The sequence below is a fragment of the Antarcticibacterium sp. 1MA-6-2 genome, from assembly GCF_021535135.1.
Lineage (GTDB): Bacteria > Bacteroidota > Bacteroidia > Flavobacteriales > Flavobacteriaceae > Gillisia.
Genome location: NZ_CP091036.1, coordinates 3472298 through 3495369, shown reverse-complemented (window position 1 = coordinate 3495369; position 23072 = coordinate 3472298). Strand labels below are relative to the sequence as shown.

19 protein-coding genes and 3 pseudogenes are annotated in these 23072 nt (G+C 38.8%); 8 read left to right on the top strand and 14 right to left on the bottom strand.

The genetic code is table 11. From position 1 onward, the window contains the following. Positions 1-62 precede the first annotated feature (62 nt). The 5 genes and pseudogenes from LZ575_RS22795 to LZ575_RS17825 all read right to left on the bottom strand — a co-directional run bounded on the left by LZ575_RS22795 (position 63) and on the right by LZ575_RS17825 (position 5899). Positions 63-275, bottom strand: a complete 213-nt coding sequence (locus LZ575_RS22795; protein WP_255702670.1) for a glycoside hydrolase domain-containing protein — start codon at positions 273-275, stop codon at positions 63-65. A gap of 25 nt (positions 276-300) precedes the next feature. After that, positions 301-2763 (bottom strand): annotated as a pseudogene (locus LZ575_RS24380) (GH92 family glycosyl hydrolase). 256 nt (positions 2764-3019) lie between these two features. Continuing rightward, a complete protein-coding gene (locus LZ575_RS17835) occupies positions 3020-3373 on the bottom strand; it encodes a VOC family protein (protein WP_235326164.1) in 354 nt (117 codons plus the stop codon). 167 nt (positions 3374-3540) lie between these two features. Then, complete coding sequence (locus LZ575_RS17830; RefSeq protein WP_235326162.1) at positions 3541-4260, bottom strand: glycoside hydrolase domain-containing protein; 720 nt, start codon at positions 4258-4260, stop codon at positions 3541-3543. Then, positions 4220-5899, bottom strand: a complete 1680-nt coding sequence (locus LZ575_RS17825; RefSeq protein WP_235326159.1) for a glycoside hydrolase domain-containing protein — start codon at positions 5897-5899, stop codon at positions 4220-4222. Before LZ575_RS17825 ends, LZ575_RS17830 begins: the two co-directional genes overlap by 41 nt. 305 nt (positions 5900-6204) lie before the next feature. On the opposite strand from LZ575_RS17825, the gene LZ575_RS17820 reads away from it, so the two are divergent. Both LZ575_RS17820 and LZ575_RS17815 read left to right on the top strand, forming a co-directional pair. Next, positions 6205-6651: a GDSL-type esterase/lipase family protein gene (locus LZ575_RS17820; RefSeq protein ID WP_235326157.1), complete on the top strand. Its 447-nt coding sequence runs from the start codon at positions 6205-6207 to the stop codon at positions 6649-6651. After that, entirely contained in the window at positions 6644-6880 is a 237-nt protein-coding gene (locus tag LZ575_RS17815) for a GDSL-type esterase/lipase family protein (protein WP_235326154.1), read from the top strand. Before LZ575_RS17820 ends, LZ575_RS17815 begins: the two co-directional genes overlap by 8 nt. Positions 6881-6923: 43 nt before the next feature. Here LZ575_RS17815 and LZ575_RS17810 read toward each other — a convergent pair whose 3' ends face one another. From LZ575_RS17810 to LZ575_RS17785, 6 genes and pseudogenes are all read right to left on the bottom strand, one after another. Next, a complete protein-coding gene (locus LZ575_RS17810) occupies positions 6924-8519 on the bottom strand; it encodes a calcineurin-like phosphoesterase family protein (RefSeq protein WP_235326152.1) in 1596 nt (531 codons plus the stop codon). Positions 8520-8528: 9 nt separating this feature from the next. Continuing rightward, positions 8529-9964: pseudogene (locus LZ575_RS17805) on the bottom strand (SusD/RagB family nutrient-binding outer membrane lipoprotein). A gap of 9 nt (positions 9965-9973) precedes the next feature. Continuing rightward, the gene (locus LZ575_RS17800) at positions 9974-10813 is read right to left on the bottom strand and encodes a hypothetical protein (RefSeq protein ID WP_235326150.1); all 840 of its coding nucleotides are present in this window, start codon (positions 10811-10813) and stop codon (positions 9974-9976) included. Beyond that, positions 10758-11492 carry a TonB-dependent receptor domain-containing protein gene (locus tag LZ575_RS17795; RefSeq protein ID WP_235326148.1) on the bottom strand — a complete coding sequence of 245 codons (735 nt, stop codon included), beginning with the start codon at positions 11490-11492 and terminating at the stop codon, positions 10758-10760. Before LZ575_RS17795 ends, LZ575_RS17800 begins: the two co-directional genes overlap by 56 nt. A 46-nt stretch (positions 11493-11538) precedes the next feature. Continuing rightward, entirely contained in the window at positions 11539-12579 is a 1041-nt protein-coding gene (locus LZ575_RS17790; RefSeq protein WP_235326146.1) for a TonB-dependent receptor plug domain-containing protein, read from the bottom strand. A gap of 41 nt (positions 12580-12620) precedes the next feature. After that, a complete protein-coding gene (locus tag LZ575_RS17785) occupies positions 12621-13136 on the bottom strand; it encodes a carboxypeptidase-like regulatory domain-containing protein (RefSeq protein ID WP_235326144.1) in 516 nt (171 codons plus the stop codon). Between the two features lie 200 nt (positions 13137-13336). On the opposite strand from LZ575_RS17785, the gene LZ575_RS17780 reads away from it, so the two are divergent. The 5 genes and pseudogenes from LZ575_RS17780 to LZ575_RS24375 all read left to right on the top strand — a co-directional run bounded on the left by LZ575_RS17780 (position 13337) and on the right by LZ575_RS24375 (position 18167). Continuing rightward, positions 13337-14983 carry a glycerol-3-phosphate dehydrogenase/oxidase gene (locus LZ575_RS17780; RefSeq protein WP_235326142.1) on the top strand — a complete coding sequence of 549 codons (1647 nt, stop codon included), beginning with the start codon at positions 13337-13339 and terminating at the stop codon, positions 14981-14983. Between the two features lie 9 nt (positions 14984-14992). Continuing rightward, positions 14993-16498, top strand: a complete 1506-nt coding sequence (glpK, locus tag LZ575_RS17775) for a glycerol kinase GlpK (RefSeq protein ID WP_235326140.1) — start codon at positions 14993-14995, stop codon at positions 16496-16498. Between the two features lie 4 nt (positions 16499-16502). Beyond that, positions 16503-17234: an MIP/aquaporin family protein gene (locus LZ575_RS17770; RefSeq protein WP_235326138.1), complete on the top strand. Its 732-nt coding sequence runs from the start codon at positions 16503-16505 to the stop codon at positions 17232-17234. Positions 17235-17246: 12 nt separating this feature from the next. Continuing rightward, positions 17247-18086, top strand: a pseudogene (locus LZ575_RS17765) (glycerophosphodiester phosphodiesterase family protein); the annotation flags it as partial. 6 nt (positions 18087-18092) lie between these two features. After that, on the top strand, positions 18093-18167 hold the full coding sequence (locus tag LZ575_RS24375; RefSeq protein WP_409187224.1) for a hypothetical protein: 75 nt from the start codon (positions 18093-18095) through the stop codon (positions 18165-18167). A 42-nt stretch (positions 18168-18209) separates the two neighbouring features. Here the strand turns inward: LZ575_RS24375 and agaR are convergent, their stop codons facing one another. The 3 genes from agaR to LZ575_RS17750 all read right to left on the bottom strand — a co-directional run bounded on the left by agaR (position 18210) and on the right by LZ575_RS17750 (position 20145). Further along, positions 18210-18974: a transcriptional repressor AgaR gene (gene agaR / locus LZ575_RS17760; protein ID WP_311195847.1), complete on the bottom strand. Its 765-nt coding sequence runs from the start codon at positions 18972-18974 to the stop codon at positions 18210-18212. 396 nt (positions 18975-19370) lie between these two features. Beyond that, on the bottom strand, positions 19371-19943 hold the full coding sequence (locus LZ575_RS17755; RefSeq protein ID WP_235330766.1) for a polysaccharide deacetylase family protein: 573 nt from the start codon (positions 19941-19943) through the stop codon (positions 19371-19373). Between the two features lie 22 nt (positions 19944-19965). Beyond that, complete coding sequence (locus tag LZ575_RS17750; protein ID WP_235326136.1) at positions 19966-20145, bottom strand: hypothetical protein; 180 nt, start codon at positions 20143-20145, stop codon at positions 19966-19968. Positions 20146-20249: 104 nt separating this feature from the next. Here LZ575_RS17750 and LZ575_RS17745 point away from each other — a divergent pair, with 104 nt between their 5' ends. Next, complete coding sequence (locus tag LZ575_RS17745; RefSeq protein WP_235326134.1) at positions 20250-23063, top strand: triple tyrosine motif-containing protein; 2814 nt, start codon at positions 20250-20252, stop codon at positions 23061-23063. Positions 23064-23072 lie beyond the last annotated feature (9 nt).

The window sequence follows — 23072 nt, the reverse complement described above, 5'->3', positions numbered from 1 at the left end:
TGATTCAGTTGAATTTTGTGGTTGAGATGCGTACCTATTATTAATTCTAATACCTTAAAAATTTACTTTGCCCCCCATTTTATATTTGGTTCAGGACCTAAATAAATCTCCAGTTCTCCACCCTTTGCAAATAATTCGTGTGGAAACCAATATTTTTTATGACCCTTACCATTAAGAGTGGCACTCTGGATGTACATATTTTCCCTGGAATTATTATGGGTCCTAATCGTGAAGGTGTCTCCAGTATAGTATTTGGGATCTAATTTTATCACCACCTCATCAAAGATGGGGCTGGTAATATCATAAACTAAGCTGATTATCGACAGTTCCTTTAAGGCTGAAAATTCCAATAGCCATTAAAGCACTCACTCCTCCCATTTGTCCCTGGTCCTCATCATGCCCTCCATATCCTAATTCCGGAGTAGTTCCACCATAAGCCTGCTCTTTGACCCGTCTCACCCAATACTGGGTCAACCAGGGTTTACCTGCATGATTAAAGACATGGGCATTTGAACAGCCGGGTTGATTTGCATAGCTTAAATAACCCTCACTGTATCCAAACACAAAGTCATCATCCTTGGCCATTTCAAAAGCGTGGTTTAATTTCTCACACAGTACTTCCTCCCCATCCATTAACGCAGCAAGATCAGGAATAGCATGTGAAACTGACCAGGTTGCCTGCCAGGCATTAGCCTCTACCCAACCTGCTCCTGATAGGGGATCGTCATGCATGAATTCCCCTTCCCTGTTCTTCGGAAAGACCAGGTTCTGGCTTTCTTTAAAAAGCTTTTTCCAGCCCATTGAACGACCTTCAAAGAATTTAGCATCGTCTTTCTTTCCTATTTTCTTTGCCCATTGTGATAGAGCGTAATCCTGAAACGCAGCTTCTAATGTAATACCTGCATTTCCCGGCCAATAGCCATTTTTAGTATAGAATTTAATATCCTCTTTATCTCCCAGCATCCCACCAGGCAGCAGGTTTTGCTTAACTTTTTCATAGGCTATAGCTGGATCAATTTTGGTAAGAAGTCCCTTTTGGAAAGTGGCAGCAATAAGATTAGTGGCTGGAGAACTGGTCATTATGTAAGAATAACCTCCCCCTGATGGACCCCTTGGCAGCAGGTAGCCATTTTCTGCATATTGTACCATGGATGCAGACATTTCATCCATGACTTCCGGCCAGGCCAGGCCCCAGAGGATATTCAAATTCCACTGTGAAAGCCACCAGGCATCAGAATTGTACATATTAAACTTTAAATTCCCCTGTTCGTCTTTTGGTAATGTTTTTACTTTAAAAACGGCATCGGTGAAATTACCTTCTCTTTTCCCGGTTGTACGGTCGGGATAATCACCTGAAATATCATTAATTTTCTGCCTTCCAAGTAGCACGTGCCAAAGATCAGTGTAAAATTTGACCCTTTGCTCGTGGGTACCTCCCTTAATCTGAATTTTTCCTAACCAGTCATTCCATATATCTCTGGAATCTTTTTTCACCTTATCAAAATCCCAGTGAGGAAGTTCTGCCTCCATGTTATTTCGTGCGTTAGCAATACTGGTATATGAAATAGAAATTTTCATTTTTAGTTCCTCTCCTGCCTTTACATCGTACAGATTAACAACCCCAAGACTATCTCCTTTGACCTCCTTTACGTCCCGGATACGCTTCTGTTCATCCCACGCATCCATCTGCTTAAAGGGTTTATCAAAAGCAGCCACAAAAAACACTTTAACCTCCTTAGGTCCTCCCCAGAAGCGGTCCACCGTACTAAAAGAACCTTCAAATTCAGTAGAGCTTACCTTTTTCACTTCAGCATTTGTCATAACATTATTATTGACAAGACCAGAAAGATTGGTGATAATTTGGGCTTCCATATTTTTTGTAAACTAGTACTTATAAAAGCTTACCCTTTCTGTAGTAGTGTTTTCTACCCATATATTGTGATCGCGAAGAAAAACCCTGTGAAAGCCGGGGCTTACAATTTCGTCTTCATGGCTAAACCTGGACTTCCAGCTTTGCCTTCCATCAGTAGGATCTATATGGGCTGGAGCAGGCATAACCTCAAGACCTCCCAGCATCCAACTATGGATTTGGTGAAACCCAAGGATATATTCAGAATTATAGTTATAACCTCCACCATACTGGTTCTTATTGCGGGTCATAGGGGCAGCTGATGCCATTCCGAAGGGTCTGGAACCAGTAATGAAGAATATGTAGCGGCCCCTGCTGGATTCAATATAAGGATCTACCCAGTCAATAGGATCATTTGTATGTTGGGGAGCAGCAAAAACTTCAATTTCGGAAAACCCGATATCTTTACCGTCAGCATCGGTTACCTCTATTTTTAGCCATTCTATTGTTTTAGATTCAAAAGTAATTTCTTTCCCATTTCCATTTCCGGGAATCTGCCTAACATAAATTTCACTTCCATCACTAAATACTATTTTTACACTCGCGGCATTTTCTTTTTCTGTCGCCCTATCATATAGAACGATACGGTTAATGATTTGAGGTTCTTCCCATTCCATTTTGATCCAGGGCAATTCAATATATCCCCAGCTTGTTTTCATTCCTTCACAAGCCCATTCCCCCATATCTTCCACACCAATAATTCCATCAGCAATTTTATCAGCAGACTTTTCCGGACTTAAAACGCTTGACGCGGTTATTTCTGCATCCTTAGCTAAATTATGATTCTGGCCCAATAGCGAAAACGTTATAGAAAAAAAGGTAAAGAGAAGTAAACTTTTATATAACAGGTTCATAAGAATGATCTCGATTAGTATGTTCAAACATATGAACATTTAAAAGGAAATCCTAATAAAACTTTAAAATTATCTTCCTGTTCCATTTTTGATCTATTTCAAATGAGCGGATAATGATAGGATTTTGCCCACGTGGAACTGTACTTTCTGCCAGCCAGCGTGGCCAGGCGCAAAATTGAATCTCAGATTTTAAGGATGTAGAAAATCCCTTTACAGGAAAGAAATTGAAGATTAAGAAGGGAATTTTGCCTTCATTTTAAATGGATTGTCCAAAGGTCAATAGGTTATTATCGGGATCAAGTAAGTAAAATTCTCTTTGTCCCCAGGTTTTGATTTGCAGATTTCCGTTTGGGTGTATGTTTACCTTCCTATCTAAAAAGAACTGGTATAGATGGTCAATGTTGCTGGTCCTGATGTAGACCTGTCCATAATTTTCTTTTGGATTGAGGTCTATAAATTTAAAAAAATGAATTTGGACTTGGTCCTTTTCCAACATTAGATACTCAGGATATTCAGCATCTCCAAATTTTTTAAATCCCAGATTCATATAATATTCAATGGTCCTATTTCTATTCCGCATTGGTAATTTTGGATGTATCCCGGTTAACATAATTATTATTTTTTTGGAATTATATTTAGTTGAAGCATACAAACAAAGATTAGGAACTTCTCAGGAGGTGATCCCTGCACCTCTATCACGGATTAATTTTGCCTGTCACCGAAAAACCGGGAATTTAATTTAAACTTAAATTTCCCCAAGTTACCTTCTCATAATTTCTATTTCTCTGTCATTTTAAAAAGGCCCGGCTCCGGAGTTGATCCCATAGTAAATTCCAGTACAGCACCATCTCTTAATTCCTTTAAAGGAATTTCTTTTTTCAAATAAGGTTTACCGTTTAAAAGGATTGATTGGATATAAAAGTTTTGAGGACCATTTTTATTAGTCCTCATAGTTAGGGTCTTACCTCCTCCAACGTCAATTTTTACTTCTTCAAAAAGAGGACTTCCAAACTGAAAGGATGGCTCGGTTTCAATGAGCCCCTTAACATCAAATAATCCAATAGCGGACATTACGTACCAGGCTCCCAACTGCCCCTGATCCTCATCCTGGCCAAAGCCATAACCATGAATTTCTCCTGTTCCATAAAATTCATCATTGATCCTTCTTACCCACTTTTGAGTTAACCAGGGTTTGTTTGTAAAATTGAATAACCAGGGAATATGAAGGTTTGGCTGATTTCCCTGATTATAGAGGTATTTAACCCCCGCAAAGGCATCTATATCTTCCCCTCCAAATTTCGTTTTTTCAGAAACAGTAAAAATAGAATCCAGTCGGTTCACAAATTTTTCTTCCCCCATGGTTGAAACTAATTCTTCAGGAGTATGAGGAACATAAAAAGTATACTGCCAGGCATTTCCTTCCTGAAATCCAACCCAGGGAGCAAAAGGATCAAAATCAACAAGAAACTCTCCGGTAAGCTGTTTTTGGGCGCACAAAATCTATGGAATCATCGTAAAGATTTTTCCAGTTTTTTGAGAGTTTCATCAATTCCCGGTATTCTTTCTCCTTGCCTAAAGCTTTGGCAAATTGCGCTACTGCATAACTGCTATAACTGTATTCCAGGGTATGTGAAACTGAGAAAGCAGATCCCCCGGGAGTGGTATCCCACCCGGGCACATATTCGATATATCCCTTATTTACAAATTGCCCAAGATCTGTTTTTCCTGCCCCCGGATTGCGATCAAGATGCCTCACCTCGTTTTCATAGGCCGCCCGGAATGCTAGTTCTACATCATAATCCCTAATTCCACTTTGATATGCCGAAGCTATAATGAGACCAACAAAATTAGTCCCAACACCTGAAACAAATTTTGAATTGGCTAATCCATCTCCTAACCAGCCGGAATTCTTATACACTGCCAGTTGCGATTGTACAAAATCATTGTAATACTCCGGCCACGCCAGAGTCCATAATTGTGTAAGGTTCCAAAATGCCCCCCAAACCGAATCTGTATTGTAAAAAGTGAATTCAGGTTCTCCATTCTCATCCAGTGGAATTTGACCCACTGTCCCATCATTCTCAGGAAAGTGGCCATTTACATCATTACCCAGTCCTCTTCCCAACAATGCGTGATACAGCCCGGTGTAAAATTTCGTTTTGTTTACTTCAGAAGTATCAGTAACCTTTATTTTATTTAATTCTGAAGACCAAACCTGCTGAGCACTTTTTCTTGCCTCTTCAAAAGACATATTTTTAGCTTCAGTTTCTAAATTTAATCGGGCATTTTCAACAGAGGTATATGAAAAGTCGGTTTTAATGAGGATCGCCTCTCCTTCTTCAGTATTAAATTTTAAATATAACCCGGCCCCATTACCTGTTTGCTCTTTGGTATTTGCAAAAATCTCTTCTCCTTTAAATGTTCCTACCTCACCCGGAACCTTATCAATTACACCAGAAAAATACATTCTAATTTCCCCTTCCGGTTGATACTTTTTCACATATTCGGGATAGGTAATTACCCAACCTTCAATAGTGTTATCTTCATTAAAAGTAACAGAAGCATCTTTTACCTTCCCACTTTCTCCCAGTTGGTTTCCTATATCAAAAAGAAGATAAGATTCATCAGACTCAGGAAAAGTATACTTTTGAAAACCCACTCTTTTTGTAGCGGTGAGTTCAGCTGTAACATCATAATCTTCAAGCTTTACTTTATAATATCCCGGGGTGGCAATTTCTTCTTCTTTGTTAAATCTGGACCTGTACCCACTCTCAGGATCTTCAAGGGATCCCGGAGTTGTTTGAAGTTCTCCTGTAATCCCGGTAAAGAGGAAACCACCAATTTGAAATTCATGCAAATTAGCAAAACCCTCTATACTGGTATGTCTTCCATCATAGCCTACCGCTTCCCATCCATTTTCATTTCCGTAGCTGCCGTTGGTAGAAGGTCCCAACTTGGCCATTCCAAAAGGAACTGCAGCCGGAGTATAGAAAAACCAGCGGCTATGCGCGGTACCAATATTAGGATCTACATAATCAATGGCTTCTTTTAAGGGGGTCTGATTTTTTTCAGAAGTGACAGCAGTACTGCAGGAGAAAAATGACAGTACCAGGAACGGGTAAACTATAAATTTCATTTCAGAATATGTTTTTAAACGGAAAATCATTAAAAGTACAGAAGACATTTTAATCTTCTCGATTTATATCCGGTCTTTAAATCAAAATAAAGGCAAACATATTCATTTAATATTATTCATTCAATTCTATGAAATCAAAAACCAACAAATGATAAAGTTTCAAAATTTCGCTTTTGAACAAATTTCGACTGCGAAAAAACGCCCTATAAATTTAAAAAAAGAGAAAGTTTGACTATTTTAGGAGTAGGAATCACCTATCAACCTGCTTTCTCCCATTTAATGGAGTTTGTAACAAATTTATACTCTTGAAAATTCACCTCCCCGCTTCCCTGATCTTTTCTTTTTTCTTCACTTTTTCCTACGCTCAAACAGAGGAAATGGATACTGTTTACCGTCCCCGAACCTACTCTCTAAAAGTGGAGCAGTTTCGCAGCTATCCTGATTCTAAAACAGATATTATTTTTTTAGGAAATAGCCTTACGGAGTATACTGACTGGAATGAATTACTGCAGTTACCTACTGCAAAAAACCGCGGAATTTCTGGTGACACCAGCTTTGGAATTTTGCAACGTCTGGACGAAGTAACTGAAGGTAAACCCTCAAAAATTTTCCTCCTGGTCGGGATAAATGATATATCCAGAAATGTACCTGCAGAACTTATACTGCGGAATTATGAAAAGATAATCCAGCAAATTAAAAAAGCGAGCCCGGAGACTCAACTTTATGTTCAAACCCTCCTGCTTAGTGAATAATAGCTTTACCCGCTATAAAAACCATTACAACAAAGACCACGTGATAAAAGAAGTCAACGAAGGAATAAGAGAGCTGGCTGCAAAGGAGCAGGTAAATCTTATAGATCTACACCCACATTTTCTCGATGAGGAGAAGAAACTGAATAAAAAATATACTGAAGAAGGTCTCCATTTAAATGCTGAAGGATATCATGTATGGGCTAATATCCTCCAGGCTTACTTAAAATAAAAACTACTGTACAATAAATACTGGTTTTAAAAATTCTCCTGTTTCACTTTTTAGAAACAGGTAAGTCCACCGGATCTTTTAAAATATAACTTTCTTTTTGTGTAAAGGTACGGCCGAACATATCTGTCGCTTTAACTTCTATAATGTGCTCACCTTCCTCCAGCTTTACAGGAATAGAACCTCGCCAGAGATGTGTTGAAATAACAGGATCAGAAGGTCGTCGTCCCGGCATCAACTCTGTTTTTAGATCCCATTCCATCACGTTTTCAATGAATGCGGGATCTGCTCTTTCTGCTTTTTGCATCCTTTTCCATTCGCCATCGTCGACCCTATACATAACTGTATCTTTTTCACTCCCCATAAAGAAATTCACGAAAATTCCTGCTTTCGTATTCTTCCCTCTGGCCACAACCTTTGGAGCAAAAATATTCATTTGGTAATCCGCAGGTTTTCCCGCAACCTTATAATCTATAGAATATTTGGCCCCGTCAAAATTTATGACAGCATAGCCTTTAGGTGTTCCATCTGCCATTGTGGAATAAGGAATTCCCTGGTTATCCAGTTTTCCCGAATACCAGTTTCCGGAAGTTGTTCCCACATTATAATGATGATGCGGCTTTTCCTGAAGCCACCCATCTTCAGCAGTTAAAAAATCCTGCCTTTGGATATGGGTGTGAGCAGAAAGGGAAAGGGTATTAGGATAATCCTTTAAAATCCTGAACAACTCCTTTCGATCTTCATCTCTAAAGGAATCACCTCTCCCCGGTTCGCTCAGAGGGATATGAAAAGCCAATACAATTAAATGATCTTTAGGAACATACCTAAGATCATTTTCTATAAATTCCAGTTGATCTTCTCTTAAACCACCCCAATATCCTTTTTGATCCCGTGGATCGGGATAAAGGATATCGTCCAGGATGATGAAATGAACTTTACCGTAATTGAATGCAAAATTTGCAGGACCAAAATGAGCTTCAAATGTCTCATCGGCCAACTCGTCTGACACTGCGTCGAAATTAAGGTCATGGTTTCCTATGACATTAAACCAGGGAGTATCAGCTTCTCCAATTGCTTTAACATAGGGTTTGAACAGATCAAGGTCGTTCCCCACCAGGTCTCCCAGGCTAAGTCCAAAGAGGATGTTTTCACTTTTTTCTATTTCTGAAACAATTCCTTTTCTGAAATATTCCACCTCCTGAGCTGTATATGGCTGGGGATCTCCAAAAAATAGAGCAGAAAATTCTTCTTTTTGTACTGAAGGAATTAAAGGAAAATTAACCGATGAAGGTAATTTTCCCGTAGGAGCCACTCCCGGAAATTTTAATTCCGGAGAACCTTTTGGCTTATATATGTAAAAGAACTGTGGTAAATTGTTTTCATCTACGGGAAGTATATAACCTGCCGGTTTTATTACCGAAACTATGTCTCCCTCCTTAATTTCTAAATTATAGTTACCATTCTTATCGGTGAGAGTTACCACTCTTCCATTGGTAACAGCCACTTTATTCAGGCCTTTTTCTGAAGGATCTAATCGTCCATTATTATTAGCATCTCTAAATACCTGCCCCTGTATCTTTGTTTGAGCAACAAGCATTACAGGTATAAACATCAGAAAGAGTAGGGCAAAAATTCTTTTCATAGTTTTCTTTTATTGATCCCACCAAACTTTGGTGTTAATATCGTCACTACCCCCAAGCATTTGTACTGCTTCCTGGTAATTTTCAGCATTGCTTATTTGAACATCTGTAGGATAAAAGAAACGTGCAGGCATTTCCCCGTTGTTTTCCATAGCTTCAGTCTTTGGAAGCTCAGGAAATCCTGTTCTCCTGTATTCAAACCATTGCTGATAATCTACAAAATATAGTGCAAAATATTTCTGAAGCATTATTTGTTCTAAAGTTCCATCGTAAGCTGCGTATTCATTTTCAAAATAACCTTCAGGAACTTCGGCTTCCAATTGTTCTATAGCTGCAGTAACCGCTGCCCTGTAATGCTCTTCAGGATTTGGTATGAATCCTCTTTGTGCGACTTCAGCTTTAATAAATTCTACTTCAGAATAAGGAAGAATAATTATTTGCATAGGATTTTCAACCTGCTCAATATTAAGAGTAGAGGGATTAAATTCAAATTGTGATTCGGCACCTTCATACGCACTTGGGATCCCTTTATAACCTATGGGTTCACTCTCAGGATCCCGTGCCAGGGTAGCTATAATTGGTCTTCTTGGATCTTCAAGTTGGTTAAGATTATCAATAAAGAATTCTGCCATTGCGACGTTCAACCTGAAATCCTGAGGCCTTCCCCATGGGGAAACATTGGGAGTAACTCCTGTTACCTCAAGAATGGCAGATTCCTCTGTACTTTCAAAAACAGGATATTCTTCAGGATTCCCGATCATCATGGCCAGCTTTTCAAAAGAATTTGCTTCCTCTCTGTTGGAAATTCTAAGCAACAGCCTCATATGCAGGGAATTTGTGAATTTTCTCCAACTTTCAACATCATTTTGAAAAAGGATATCTTCAGCATAAACCATATTTTGCTCCGGGTCATAGAGCGAATTTGCCCTTTCAAGATCTGCCAGGATCTTTTCATATATGCTTTCCTGGGAATCAAATTTTGGGTAGAAATTTCCCTCTTCTCCCATCACCGCTTCGGTCATTGGAACTAAGCCCAAAAGTATCTGTCAACTGTGCAAACAAATAGGCCTGAAAAGTAAGAGCGATAGCCTCGTAATTAGGATCTTCTGCCTCAACAGCGGCAAGTCTCATTTCTTTCACATTGTTAAGCCACCTGTAATACCAGTACCAGGAGGAGTTTCCAATATTCGGGCTCACGTCATACCTGTGCAAACCTCCCGATACACTGGGAAAAGGTAAGGCCACCTGCATTAGATCAAAAGTAATACTGGCCGCCCTGCTAAGCGTTATGATCGGCAAGACCATATATGATTGGATTTAATAAGGTCCCGGGGCTAATTTCGGCTATCCGGTTAGGATCTTCATTTATCTCTTCAAAATCTGAAGTACAGGCAATGGATGAAAATAGAATTACCAAACCCGCTAATAAAATATTTAAATGTTTCATTTTGTTCGTTTAAAAGTTCAGTTTAAGATTCAATCCATATGTAGCCGGAGATGGCATTTGTCCCATTTCAATTCCCGGCAAAATGGTATCCCCGTTTAATGCTGCGGTTTCAGGATCGTAGATTGGAAAATCTGTGATCATAGCAAGGTTTCTTCCGAATAATGAAAGATCAACTCCCTGAATCCCTATGTCGTCAATCCAGTTTTTAGGAAGGGCATAGGACAGGCTCACCTCTCTTAGTTTTATAAAAGAAGCATCAAAAGAATTGGATTCAACATTTGCCCTTCGGTAAAATCTTCTATACCAATCTGGTGTAACGGCTTCATAAGTATTTGGAGTGTAAGTTCCGTCTTCATTTAAAACAACTCCTTCCCCAACTATAAATCCTGTTTCCCGTCCTCTAAAGGTTGAGCGAAGTTTCCCCTGTTCCATTAATTTATGATGGGTTTGAGAATAGATTATTCCTCCATATTGTCCGTCCACCATTACATTAAGGGAGACATTTCCAAATTTAAAACTGTTATACAAACCAGCATTCCAATCGGGACTGGCATCTCCTATATACATAATTTCATCGGGATATGCAGGTAGACCTTTATCATCGTACACAATTTCTCCCTCTGGTGATCTTACAAAACCATAACCATAAACTGCTGTGGTAGTTCCTCCTACTTTAGCAATTAAAGTAGCCTGTCCTCCCGAGCCAATTTCCTGCTGGCCGTCTATTCCATCGGCCAGTTCCATTACCCTGTTCCAGTTTTTGTCCCAGGTAAGTGTTGATCTCCAACTAAATTTATTGGAATCTATAATTCGACTTATGAGAGTTAATTCCAGTCCCCTGTTCCGCACTTCTCCTGAATTTAAAACTCCAGAGCTGTAACTTAGTGGTAATATCCAGGGGAACCGATATAATTTGATTCTTTGTTAGGGTTTGATATGCTGTTACATCAAATACAATCCTGTTCTTAAATAACCTGGATTCAAAACCTGTTTCGTAACTGGTCGTGATCTCCGGTTTAAAGTTGGCATTGTAAAGAGTGGCAGGAACTGTGGCTGAACTTGGGAAAGCGTTCTGGCTGTAGTATTTGCTCGTCTTATAAGGATCTGTATCGTTTCCTACCTGGGCATAAGAGAATCTGTATTTTAAATATGGAATGGCAGAAGGAAGTTCAAAAATATCTGAAAGAATAAAACTTGTATTTACAGATGGGTAAAAGAAAGAATTATTTTCTACTAGCAGGGTACTGGACCAGTCGTTTCTTCCGGTCACGTCCACATAAACTTTATCATCAAAAGAAAGAGATAACAATCCATATAAACTGTTTACTTTTTTATTTTTATCATAAGTAGCAATTATTGGACTGTTTATCCCGTTGGCAAGTTTATATACCCCCGGCACTACAAGACCTTCAACAGAGGCATCTGTTCGGCGATATTTATAGCTCATTGCATTACCTCCTGCCGAGAAGGAAAATCCAATTTTTTTCGAAATTTCAGCGTTATAGGACAGCAGGAAATCTGTATTCACCTCCTGTTTATTTATATCCTGGGATTCATAATAACCCCGCGCATACCTAGTTGATGCTGTAAGGCCTTTGTTGTGCTCTATCCTGGCTATAAGTATTAAGGGAAGTTCGTAACATTAATTCCAGATTTGGAGCAAGATTAATATTAGCAAAAATGTTCCCCACGATTTGATCACTATCTAAAGGGTTTGTAGCTTCATAAGCAATCAAATAAGGATTATCAATAAAAGAACTGAAAGGAGCTATCTTTTGAATTTGATCCTGACCCTGCATCCAAATAGGACGATACCAGTCCAGGGAAATGTTAGGGTTCTGGAAGATCATAAAATAGGAAATAGAGCCATTGTTATAATAAGCTCCCGGCAGGTTATCACTTTTCCTGTTGTTGTAATTTATTACAGAACCAATTTTTATTTTTTCTGAAATCTGGAAATCTGCATTTATGGAGGCTGTTATTCTTTCAAAGCCCGTATTAGGCATAAGCCATTCATTCTTTTGATGTCCTACTGAAGCTCTCATATTTCCTTTTTCACTACCTCCCTGCAATGAAACATTATTATTAAGAGTAACTCCCGTTCTCCAGAAATCTCTTCTGTTATCTGGATATGCCTGCCATAGTTGTCGCTCGGCAGATTGTCCTTCTAACTCAGGATCATATTGAAAAAAATATTGACCGTTAAAACGTGGACCCCAGGCACTACTGGTACTTCCGGTATTACTACCATCTTCTGAACTACCAAAGGAATAATACGGATTTCCCTCATCATCAAAAGATTTTCCTGATCCCTGCCCGTATTCGTATTGATAATCCGGCCATCGCTGTATCACGTCAAGACTTACATTAGAAGTATAAGTAACTCCAAGGCCTTTAGAAGCTTTTCCTGATTTGGTTGTAATAATCAATGCTCCGTTAGCCGCTCTACTTCCATATAAAGCTGTTGCTCCGGGACCTTTTAAAACAGTTACACTCTCGATATCGTTTGCGTTAAGATCCGAAATTCCATTTCCATAATCAATAGGAGAATCGTTTCCCCCATAGGCACTTGAGGAACCTGAAGTGGTCATTTCATTATTAACTAAGTACTCCATCAATAACAATTAATGCATTGTTACCATTTGGGTTAAGCGAGTTATTTCCCCTTAGAGTAATTTGCTGCGAATTTAAAGGACCCGAACCTGAAGAAACAATATTTAAACCTAGCTACTTTCCCTTTTAAACCTGAGGACCAATTCGTTGGGACGGTTTGGTTGAGGTTGTCAGAATCTATAGAGGCTTGTGAGAATCCCAGTCGTTTCTCTTCTCTTTTTATTCCTAAAGCAGTCACAACTACTTCGTTTAAAACATTGGTGTCTTCTGTAAGAACTATTTCCTGAAAGTCATCTGGATCTGCAATTGTTTCACCAGGCTGAAAACCGAGAAAAGAAATTTGCAGTATTACAGGATCCTGTGATACCTGTAAACCAAAATTCCCGTCAAAATCAGTAATGGTTCCATTAGAGGTTCCCTTCACTACAACTGAAGCGCCCGGCAAAGGCATTCCTTTGGTGTCTTTTACTATTCCTTTTACCACAAGTTCCTGAGAAGAAACAAATCCTGAGGTAAAGCAGAATAAAATTAATACTAATGTTTGAATTGTTTTTTTCATTAATAGCGGTTTACGTTAAATGCTAGGATTCAATTACATAAACGGAAAATAGTATTCCTATTACTTCCGAATGGTTAGTGTTATAAAAACGAAGGTAATTAAAAAAAACAAATAAAAATACATTTTTTGTTAAATTAAGAAAAATTAGCTTTTTTTATGTTACTTTTAATTCTACATTTGTCTTTATAATATGGTTCTTGATGAAAAAAGAAATAAAAGAAAATAGTTTTGACAGGGAGGGTTTCCTTCAAATTGTAAAAGATCCTTCGATACTTTGGGATATTATAATTGTAGGAGGAGGAGCAACTGGTCTTGGGGTTGCGCTGGATGCTGCATCGCGGGGATTTAAAACCCTGCTTTTAGAACAGGCCGATTTCTCCAGCGGCACTTCCAGCCGAAGCACAAAACTGGCTCACGGAGGTGTGAGATACCTTGCTCAGGGAAATATAAGCCTCGTCAACGAAGCTTTATATGAAAGAGGCCTAATGCTTAAAAATGCTCCCCATTTAGTAAAATTGCTCCCATTTATAATCCCGAGCTATAATTGGTGGGGAAAATATTTTTACGGAATAGGACTAAAAATTTACGACTGGATGGCCCGTAAGCTTAGGATGGGAAAAACGGTTTTACTAAAGTCCCGCGAGGTAAAGGAAATAATGCCTGATATTAAAAAAACCGGGTTAAATGGCGGAGTCCTCTATTTTGACGGGCAGTTTGATGACTCGAGATTGGCAATTAATCTCGCCCAAACCTCTGCAGAAAACGGAGGTGTTCTTTTAAATTATATGAAAGTCACTTCCCTTATAAAAGATGACAATGGAAAGATTTCAGGAGTAACAGCACAGGATGTAATAAATGGAGAGGAATTTACCTTAAAATCAAAAATGGTAATTAATGCTACCGGGGTTTTTGTTGATAAGATCCTGAAGATGAATTCAGACATTAAAGATCCTATTGTTACTACCAGCCAGGGAATCCATCTGGTTCTGGACCGATCTTTCTTCAGGGGTGATCATGCTTTAATGATTCCTTCAACTTCAGACGGCAGAGTGCTTTTTGCAGTACCCTGGCATGGCCACCTGTTGGTAGGAACAACAGACACTCCTTTGGATTCTGCCAGCATGGAACCAGTGGCTCTGGAAAGTGAAATTTCCTTTGTATTAAAAAACTTAAGTACTTACCTGGAGAAGAAACCCGAAAAAAAGGACATCCTGAGTGTCTTTGCAGGACTGCGACCTCTCGTAGTTCCCGAGAAAGAAAAAGGAACAAAAGAAATATCAAGGGATCACAAACTCATGGCTTCTCCTTCTAATCTTATTACCATAACTGGCGGTAAATGGACTACCTACAGGAAAATGGCCGAGGATACTGTAGATGAAGCTATAAAAATTGGAAACCTTGACAAAAAAGCCTGTAGAACTATGAATTTGAAAATTCATGGAAACACTAACATTTTACCCAAAAATTCACATCTTGATATTTATGGGAGTGATTTAGAGAACATTACAAAATTAATTAAGAATAATAGTGAATTAAATGCCAAATTACACCCGGAATTTCCTAATATTAAAGCTGAAATTGTGTGGATTGTGCAAAATGAAATGGTTGTAACACTGGAAGATGTTCTAGCCAGGAGACTTAGAGTTTTATTTCTGAATGCCAAAGCGGCTATTGAAATGGCTCCGGAAGTTGCACACATTATGGCTGAAGAATTGAAAAAAGATTCAAACTGGGAACTAAAGGAAGTGAAGAAATTTACAGAACTGGCACAAAATTATTTACCGGAACCTTATTATCCCCCGGTTCCTGCAACTAAAACAGAAAGTCCAAAACTAAAAAAAATCTAAACCACAATTATGGCCCAATTTATTCTTGCTTTTGACCAGGGAACTACAAGTTCCAGAGCTATCGTTTTTGATCATAAAGGAGAAACAGTTTCAGTAGCACAAAAAGAGTTTACTCAAATATTTCCAAAACCGGGATGGGTGGAACACGACCCTGCAGAGATTTGGTCAACTCAAATTGGAGTAGCTGCAGAGGTTGTATCCAAGAGCAAGTTGAAATCAGAAAATATTGAGGCCATTGGAATTACCAACCAAAGAGAAACTACCATAGTTTGGGATAGAGAAACCGGAGAACAAGTTTACAATGCAATCGTGTGGCAGGACCGTAGAACTGCGGACTATTGCGACCGTTTAATGGCAGATGGCCACGAACCAATGATCAGAGAAAAAACAGGTTTGGTCATTGATGCCTATTTCGTAGCAACAAAAGTAAAATGGATCCTCGATAATGTTGAAGGCGCAAGACAAAAAGCCAATGAAGGAAAGCTGGTCCTGGGCACTGTAGACTGCTGGCTTATATGGAATCTAACCGATGGAAAAAAACATATCACAGATATTACTAATGCCTCGAGATCACTTCTTTTCAATATAAATACCCTTAGCTGGGATAAGGAATTACTGGACCTTTTTGAAATTCCTGAAAGTATGTTGCCCGAAGTTTGTTCCTCAAGCGGAATGCTTGCAGAAACTTCAGGTTCTATTTTTGCCAAGAAAATTCCTATTACAGGGGTAGCAGGAGATCAACACGCCGCTTTATTCGGGCAAATGTGTACTGAAGAAGGAATGGTAAAAAACACTTATGGTACAGGATGTTTCATGTTGATGAACATTGGGAAGAAACCAATTTTATCAAAAAATAAATTACTAACCACCGTCGCCTGGAAAATTGGGGACGAGGTAAATTATGCCTTTGAAGGCAGTATCTTCGTAGCCGGAGCAGTTGTGCAATGGCTAAGAGACGGTTTGGGTATAATTTCCACCGCTTCAGAAATAGAAGGGCTTGCTTTAAAAGTAGAATCGAGTGAAGGAGTTTATTTAGTCCCTGCCTTTGCTGGATTAGGAGCTCCTCACTGGGATCAACATGCGAGAGGCACAATAGTAGGCCTCACCCGGGGCTCTACCAAAAGTCATATTGCCAGGGCCGCTCTTGAGAGCATCGCCTTTCAAACCTTTGATGTCCTGAAAGCAATGGAGGCAGATTCCGGAGTAAGTATTAAAGAATTACGGGTTGATGGAGGAGCAACTGCAAATGACCTGCTAATGCAAATCCAGTCTAATATTTTAAACACAGCTATTGCCAAACCTGAGACTGCAGAGATCACCGCTCTGGGCGCCGCTTACCTTGCAGGTCTTGGAATAGGCTTTTGGAAAGATATTCCTGAAGTAAGGGAGAAATGGAAAATTAGAAAATCTTTTAGTCCTGAAGCTGATTGTTCCCGGGAAGAAATGCTGAAAGGTTGGAAAAGAGCTGTAAACGCAACTATTTCCTGGTCAAAAAACGAAGACACTAAAAACTAGAACTATGACAGATTTCACTGCAGAATTCATTGGGACAATGGTTCTCATCCTTTTAGGAAATGGAGTTGTTGCCAATGTAGTTTTACATGGTACTAAAGGAAATAACAGCGGTTGGATCGTAATTACCATAAGCTGGGCACTTGCTGTTTTTACAGCAGTTGTAATTGCAGGGCCATACAGTGGTGCCCACATCAATCCTGCCGTTACTCTTGGACTTGCAATTGCAGGAAAATTTTCCTGGGGTTTAGTACCTTTGTTCCTGGGAGCTCAATTATTGGGTGCTATGGCAGGAGGTTTACTGGTATGGGCGATGTATAAAAATCATTTTGACGCCACAAAGGATTCGCTTTTGCAACTGGCAGCCTTTAGTACAGGGCCTGCTATAAGAAATAATATATCCAACATCTTCAGTGAAATAGTGGGAACATTTATTTTAATATTTGTTATTTTTTATGTTACCAACCCGGTGATCCCGGGGGAACAGGAAACACCCATTGGTCTTGGTTCACTTGGAGCAGTACCTGTTTCCCTCCTGGTTTTTGCAATTGGTCTTTCTTTGGGAGGAACAACAGGCTATGCTATTAATCCTGCCCGGGACCTTGGCCCCAGGATCGTTCATTCTCTGGTACCCATAAAAAATAAATGTAAAAGTGACTGGAGCTATGCCTGGATTCCCATTGTAGGACCTATTATTGGTGCTTCCTTAGCAGCATTTCTTTATCTAATTTTAAGCTAACTAAATATAACCATGAAATCGAGTATTATTGCCTCTGTTTGTTCCTTAATTGTCATTCTATCCTTAAACAGCTGCAAGGCCAGCGACCCAGACAAAATTGTAGAAAGATCCTTTCCTGAATTTTTTAAAGAAGGTCATCGCGGGGCAAGGGGGCTCATACCGGAAAACACAGTTAAATCCATGAAACAAGCCATTGATGATGGTGCAAATTTCATTGAGCTGGATATTCAGTTCAGCAAGGATAAAAAGGTGCTGGTAGCACATGATGCTACTATTAATAAAGAGATTTCATTAATGCCGGACGGTTCAGAGATCCCTGAAGCTTCAGAGTTTGTGCTTTATCAAATGAATTATGAGGACATTAAAAAGTTTGATGTAGGTACAAAACCTAATAGACACTTTCCTCAACAAAAAAATGAGAAAACTTCTATTCCTTTATTTTCAGAATTAATTGATTCCGTGGAAAATTATATTGCTGAAAAAAATATTGCATAAGTAATTTATAATATAGAGATCAAGGCAAGTCCGGACAAAGATGGATTTTTTCAGTAAGCACCTAAAGAACTGGTTGGACTTGTTATGGATGTAATCAAGGAAAAAGGCCTTAAACCGGAAAGGTATCAAATCCAGTCCTTTGATGTAAGACAAATCCAGGAAGTAAACCAGAACTATCCCTATGTAGTTACAGGCTTCTTAACCGGGAACAAGAATAAATCCCTCGAGGAGAATCTTAAGGAGCTAGGATATGTTCCCCAGGTTTACAGTCCCAACTTCCAATTGGCGACTCCGGAACTTATAGAAAAAGCGCATTCCTATGGGATGAAATTTGTTCCCTGGACCGTAAATGAACAGGAGGATATGAAGAGATTAATTGGTTGGGGAGTAGACGGAATTATAACCGATTACCCACACTTACTAAGTGAATTAAAATGATGTTCTAAGTTGTAGTTTTTCTGAAAAAGAGAAATCAAAAGATCAATCTACAATTGTCACTTTAATCCCATAATCTTCCAAAGTTTTTTTGGTAAAATCTGAAATACCGGAATCTGTAATAATTTCATCAATAAGATCAAAACCGCATATTCTACCAAAGCCTCTTCTACCGAACTTTGTAGAATCTGCAAGAACGATGGTTTTTTGAGAAACTTCTATCATTTTCCGGTTTAGATGGGCTTCCATTACATTGGTAGTGGTTAACCCAAAGTCAAGATCTATCCCATCCACTCCAAGGAAAAGTTTACTGCAGGAGAAATCTGATAGGTTTTCTTCAGCATATAATCCTGTTACCGATGCTGAACGTTTTCTAAGAACTCCGCCTAAAAGAATTACTTCAATTCCCAGATGCTTGTTAAGTTCAAGAGCCACATTTAAAGCTGAAGTAATTACCGTAAGGTTTTCTTTCGGCTGAATATTTTTAGCCAGATATAAAACTGTGGTACCCGAGGCTATCAGGATGGAATCGTGAGCATTTACCATTTTGGCTGCGGCAGCTCCAATTTTTACTTTTTCAGAAGAATACATCTTTTCCTTCTCATTCACATGCCTGTCAGTCGCATAAGGATCGTTGAGCGTTGCACCCCCGTGCATCCTGTATAGCAATCCTTTTTCTTCAAGCAGCTTCAGGTCTTTTCTGGCAGTTACAGGAGAGATCTGGAAATCATCGCAAAGTTCCTGAACCTTTATTTGACCGTCTTTAGTAATTCTTTTTATTATTTCTTTGTGTCTTTCTATTGTGTTCATTAGACGGCTTGGTTTTTCGCTGTTTTTTTAAATTGAACTTTTTACGGATCAAAAATACTCTTACTTCCTACAAAGTGATAATAAAATAAGAAATTTTAAGGTTTTAAAGCTAATGTTGAAAGAATAAATTGTCCATTACTGGGAAAATTGCATTAAAATGGCAAAAATTGGGATTAAGGCTTCTCTTTTATACCGAAATCGAAAAGAAAGGACGAAGCCTGAATTACTCCCGTCCCGGAAGCGTCAATTTTGTACAGTGTTTAGAAGGTTCCAAATCTGCACCTTAATTAGCTTTTAAACACAATCTCTAAAATTAAATCACAGATTTATTGATGCCAAAATGAGGATTGCATTGCAAAAGAAACTTATATAATTTGGGTAGTTCGGAAAAATGAATCAGTGAGTATTCGCATACTTCATTATATTAAAGTAGGTATCTACATAATAGTCCCTGCTGTTATTGGCTAAAAACTGCAATAGTTCCTCGTGGGCTTCTGAAGATACAGTAAGGTAATCTCCTCCTACCCCGTGAAATATAATGTTTACTAAGGAAGTTCCGGCGGGTAAATTTTTTATATAATCTATTAACTCACGGCCACTCACCTCATTGGGAGCCCAAACCACAGAGAAACCTGTCTCTGTTCCCTGTCCTTTATAAGCAATAAAAAGTTCCCTTAACTTCTCAATATATTCCTTTTCAATTCCTGCCATAAGATCTCCACAAGGCGGTGTAAAAGTGCGTTCAGTTTTTCCGTCCAGCGCCTTTAAAAATGTGTTGGCAGTAGTTAGCTCCTCTACCATCTTTTCTAAACTATACTCATCGAGATCGTGATGGCGTGGCACCCACTCTCTGCCGGGCCGGGATTTACGACAGGGATGATATACACTGTGGTTGCCTAATTCATGGCCTTTTTCGGCAATATCCTTCCATTCTTCTGTTCGTTCAAAAAGAGAGGGAGCATTTGGCAGAATATAAAAAGATCCTTTTAAATTAAACTTTTCCAGTGCTTAGCACCACATTATCTAACTGGCTGTTTAAACCGTCATCATAGGAAAGGCTTACAGCTATTTTCTGTCCTCCGGGCCAGGTAATTTCTTTTACTTTATCCTGGGAAAATCCATTCCCAAAGATTCCCAATACCGAAATAAAAAAGAATATACATCGAATCATAACCAGGATTGTTTTATTTTGATCCACAAGGGAAGTTGAAAATTACATTGTACCAAACTTATTACCTAACGTATTGTTAATTTACTTTTGTAAATTTCCGGGGTATGCGTCACTTCCTCAAAAAATTATTTTATTTAAATTTTGCTTTAGCAGTTATCTATAGTTCCTGTGGCCTTGCGCAGGATTTACCTCCCATTCAAAATTTTGGCCCCCTTGATTATAGTGGAGAATACCAGAACTGGGCGATCACCCAATCCCATTCCAAAAAAATATACGTTGCCAACCACACCAGTTTAATGGAGTATGATGGGGTGCGCTGGAAGAAATATAAATTACCCTTAGAAACAATTATCAGGTCTGTTCATGCCGTAGGGGAAAGAATATATATGGGGTGTTATGAAGAATTCGGGTATTGGGCGCGGAATCAAAAGGGGATTCTGGAATACACTTCAATATCCAATAAATTTAAAAGTCAAATTCTGGATAACGAGGAGTTCTGGGATATTCTGGTTGTTAATTCCAGCATATTATTCCAGTCACTTGATAGAATTTATATTTACGATCTGGAGACTGAAAAACTTTCAGTAATAGAGGCTAAAACCGAAAAAGCCAAGCTTTTTGAAATTGGTTCCAAAGTCTATTTTCAGAAAAAAGAGGAAGGGCTGTTTACCCTGGAAAATGGAAAAGCGGTATTAGTCAGCGATGCCGGAGAGATTAAAAATAGTAGTATTATTAATATTTTTGATACCGGGAACAACCTCCTGATGATCACATATGACGGGATTTTTTATTCTTATAGTTCGGGAAAATTTGAGCTGTGGAATTCAACAATAAATGAGCGGGGAATAAAGATGTATTCCGCAATTCGTTTAAGTGACGGGTCTTTTGCCCTGGGAACCATTTCCGATGGTTTATACCATATGTCTGCTGAAGGGGAAATCATTGAGAACATTAAGCAAGCCAATGGATTAAATAATAATACCGTGCTTTCCCTTTTTGAGGATGTAGATGAAAATTTATGGTTAGGTCTGGACAATGGTGTAAGCATTATCAATTTAAATTCTCCATTTAAAGAATATACAGATCGGGTTGGAAATCTCGGTTTAGTTTACGCAGCTCTTAAGCATAACGGGCATTTATACCTGGGGACAAATCAGGGCCTGTTCGTTAAAGCTTATGACAGCAAGGATAAATTCAGTTTAATTAAAGGGACCGAAGGCCAGGTTTGGAGTTTGCAGTTGGTAAATAATACTGTTTTTTGCGGCCATAACAGCGGCACCTTTGTTATTTCCAACGATCAGGCGCAGCTGGTTTCCACATTTCCGGGGACCTGGGTTGTGAAGCAAATTCCCTTCAAAGAGGACCTTGTGATTCAGGGAAATTATAATGGATTGAGTATCCTTGAAAACAAGGCCGGGAACTGGTCTTTAAAAAATGTCATAGACGGCTTTGAAATCTCAAGTCGTTTTTTTGAGATGGATTCCCTTAAAATGGTGGTCAATCATGAACACCAGGGGCTATATTATTTAGAATTAGACCCCGATTTAAAGGAAGTACGGAAAATAAAAAACACGGCCCGCCAGGGTTATGGCTCAAATATTTTTGAGTACAATGGCGATTTGATCTACAAAACCCACGAAGGCATTTATAACCTTGATTACGAGGGAAAAGAATTTCAGAAGGAAGAAAGCCTGAACCAGTTGATCTTCGAAGAAAATAAAAAACCAATCAGCCGAATTATTACTAATGCTAATGAACCCAGGCTTTGGTATTTTACTGAAAACGGGATAAGTTATCTGGACAAAAATACCATAACCGGAAAAGCCATTACCGCTCACATCCCGGCTGCCGGAAACTTTATTACTAACCTCGGGGTGGCCGGATTTGAAAATATAACTTATATAGGACCAAATCTCTATTTGATTGGGATCTCAAATGGTTACGTAAGCCTTGACCTGGATAAGATCGACCCTCAGGAGTACCAAATTGAGATTAATGCTGTTTATAATGGCGATTATGAGAATACCTCTAATACTTATTTAAATACTGAAGGAAATTATGATTACAGGAATAACAACCTGGGATTTGAATTTAGCGTTCCGGAATTTGATAAGTATATAGAAGTTAAATATCAGTATAAGTTGGAGGGGCTCGATGAGGACTGGAATGAATGGTCTTACATTCCTGAAGCAACCTACAAAAACCTGAATTATGGTGACTACGAATTCAGCGTTAGGGCAATGGTAGGAAATCAACTCTCAAACAACCTGGCAAGTTATAAATTTAGCATCGCCCGCCCCTGGTACGCCTCAAATTTGGCCATAGTATTGTATAGTCTGGGCTTATTATTGATAATCTTTTCAGTACATAAATCTTATAAAAAATATTACAGAAGAAAGCACGATCTCCTTATCGCAGAAAATGAAAAGGTACTGGAACAAAGGAGATTGGAAGAACAGGCTAAAATCTCGAAGATCTTAAATATAAATCTAAGGAACGAAATTGAAAGTAAAAACAGGGAATTGGCCATTTCTACTATGAGTATTGTAAAAAAGAATGAATTTCTCTCAGCAATTAAATCCCAGCTCAATTCGGTTAATGAAAAAGAAAAAGCGGTGAGTACAGTGATTCGCAAAATAGACCAGAACCTCAACAGCGAGGAAGACTGGAAATTTTTTGAAGTAGCTTTTAATAATGCTGACAAGGATTTCTTATTGCGCATCAAGGCGAACCACGAAAATTTAACTCACAACGACCTTAAACTGTGTGCTTATCTCCGCTTAAATCTTTCCTCCAAAGAGATCGCACCTCTTTTAAATATTTCTGCAAAGAGTGTGGAAATGAAAAGGTACAGGTTAAGGCAAAAACTCAACCTCTCTCACGAAGACAATTTAATGGATTACATTTTAAATTTCTAGATAATTCTC

Excerpts from the sequence above, each read along its gene's own strand:
- LZ575_RS17780 (WP_235326142.1), top strand. The coding sequence starts at position 13,337 with ATGAAAAAAGAAATAAAAGAAAATAGTTTTGACAGGGAGGGTTTCCTT.
- agaR (WP_311195847.1), bottom strand. The coding sequence starts at position 18,974 with ATGAACACAATAGAAAGACACAAAGAAATAATAAAAAGAATTACTAAA.
- glpK (WP_235326140.1), top strand. The coding sequence starts at position 14,993 with ATGGCCCAATTTATTCTTGCTTTTGACCAGGGAACTACAAGTTCCAGA.
- LZ575_RS17810 (WP_235326152.1), bottom strand. The coding sequence starts at position 8,519 with ATGAAAAGAATTTTTGCCCTACTCTTTCTGATGTTTATACCTGTAATG.
- LZ575_RS17745 (WP_235326134.1), top strand. The coding sequence starts at position 20,250 with ATGCGTCACTTCCTCAAAAAATTATTTTATTTAAATTTTGCTTTAGCA.
- LZ575_RS17785 (WP_235326144.1), bottom strand. The coding sequence starts at position 13,136 with ATGAAAAAAACAATTCAAACATTAGTATTAATTTTATTCTGCTTTACC.
- LZ575_RS17825 (WP_235326159.1), bottom strand. The coding sequence starts at position 5,899 with ATGAAATTTATAGTTTACCCGTTCCTGGTACTGTCATTTTTCTCCTGC.
- LZ575_RS17770 (WP_235326138.1), top strand. The coding sequence starts at position 16,503 with ATGACAGATTTCACTGCAGAATTCATTGGGACAATGGTTCTCATCCTT.
- LZ575_RS17790 (WP_235326146.1), bottom strand. The coding sequence starts at position 12,579 with ATGGAGTACTTAGTTAATAATGAAATGACCACTTCAGGTTCCTCAAGT.
- LZ575_RS17835 (WP_235326164.1), bottom strand. The coding sequence starts at position 3,373 with ATGTTAACCGGGATACATCCAAAATTACCAATGCGGAATAGAAATAGG.
- LZ575_RS17750 (WP_235326136.1), bottom strand. The coding sequence starts at position 20,145 with ATGATTCGATGTATATTCTTTTTTATTTCGGTATTGGGAATCTTTGGG.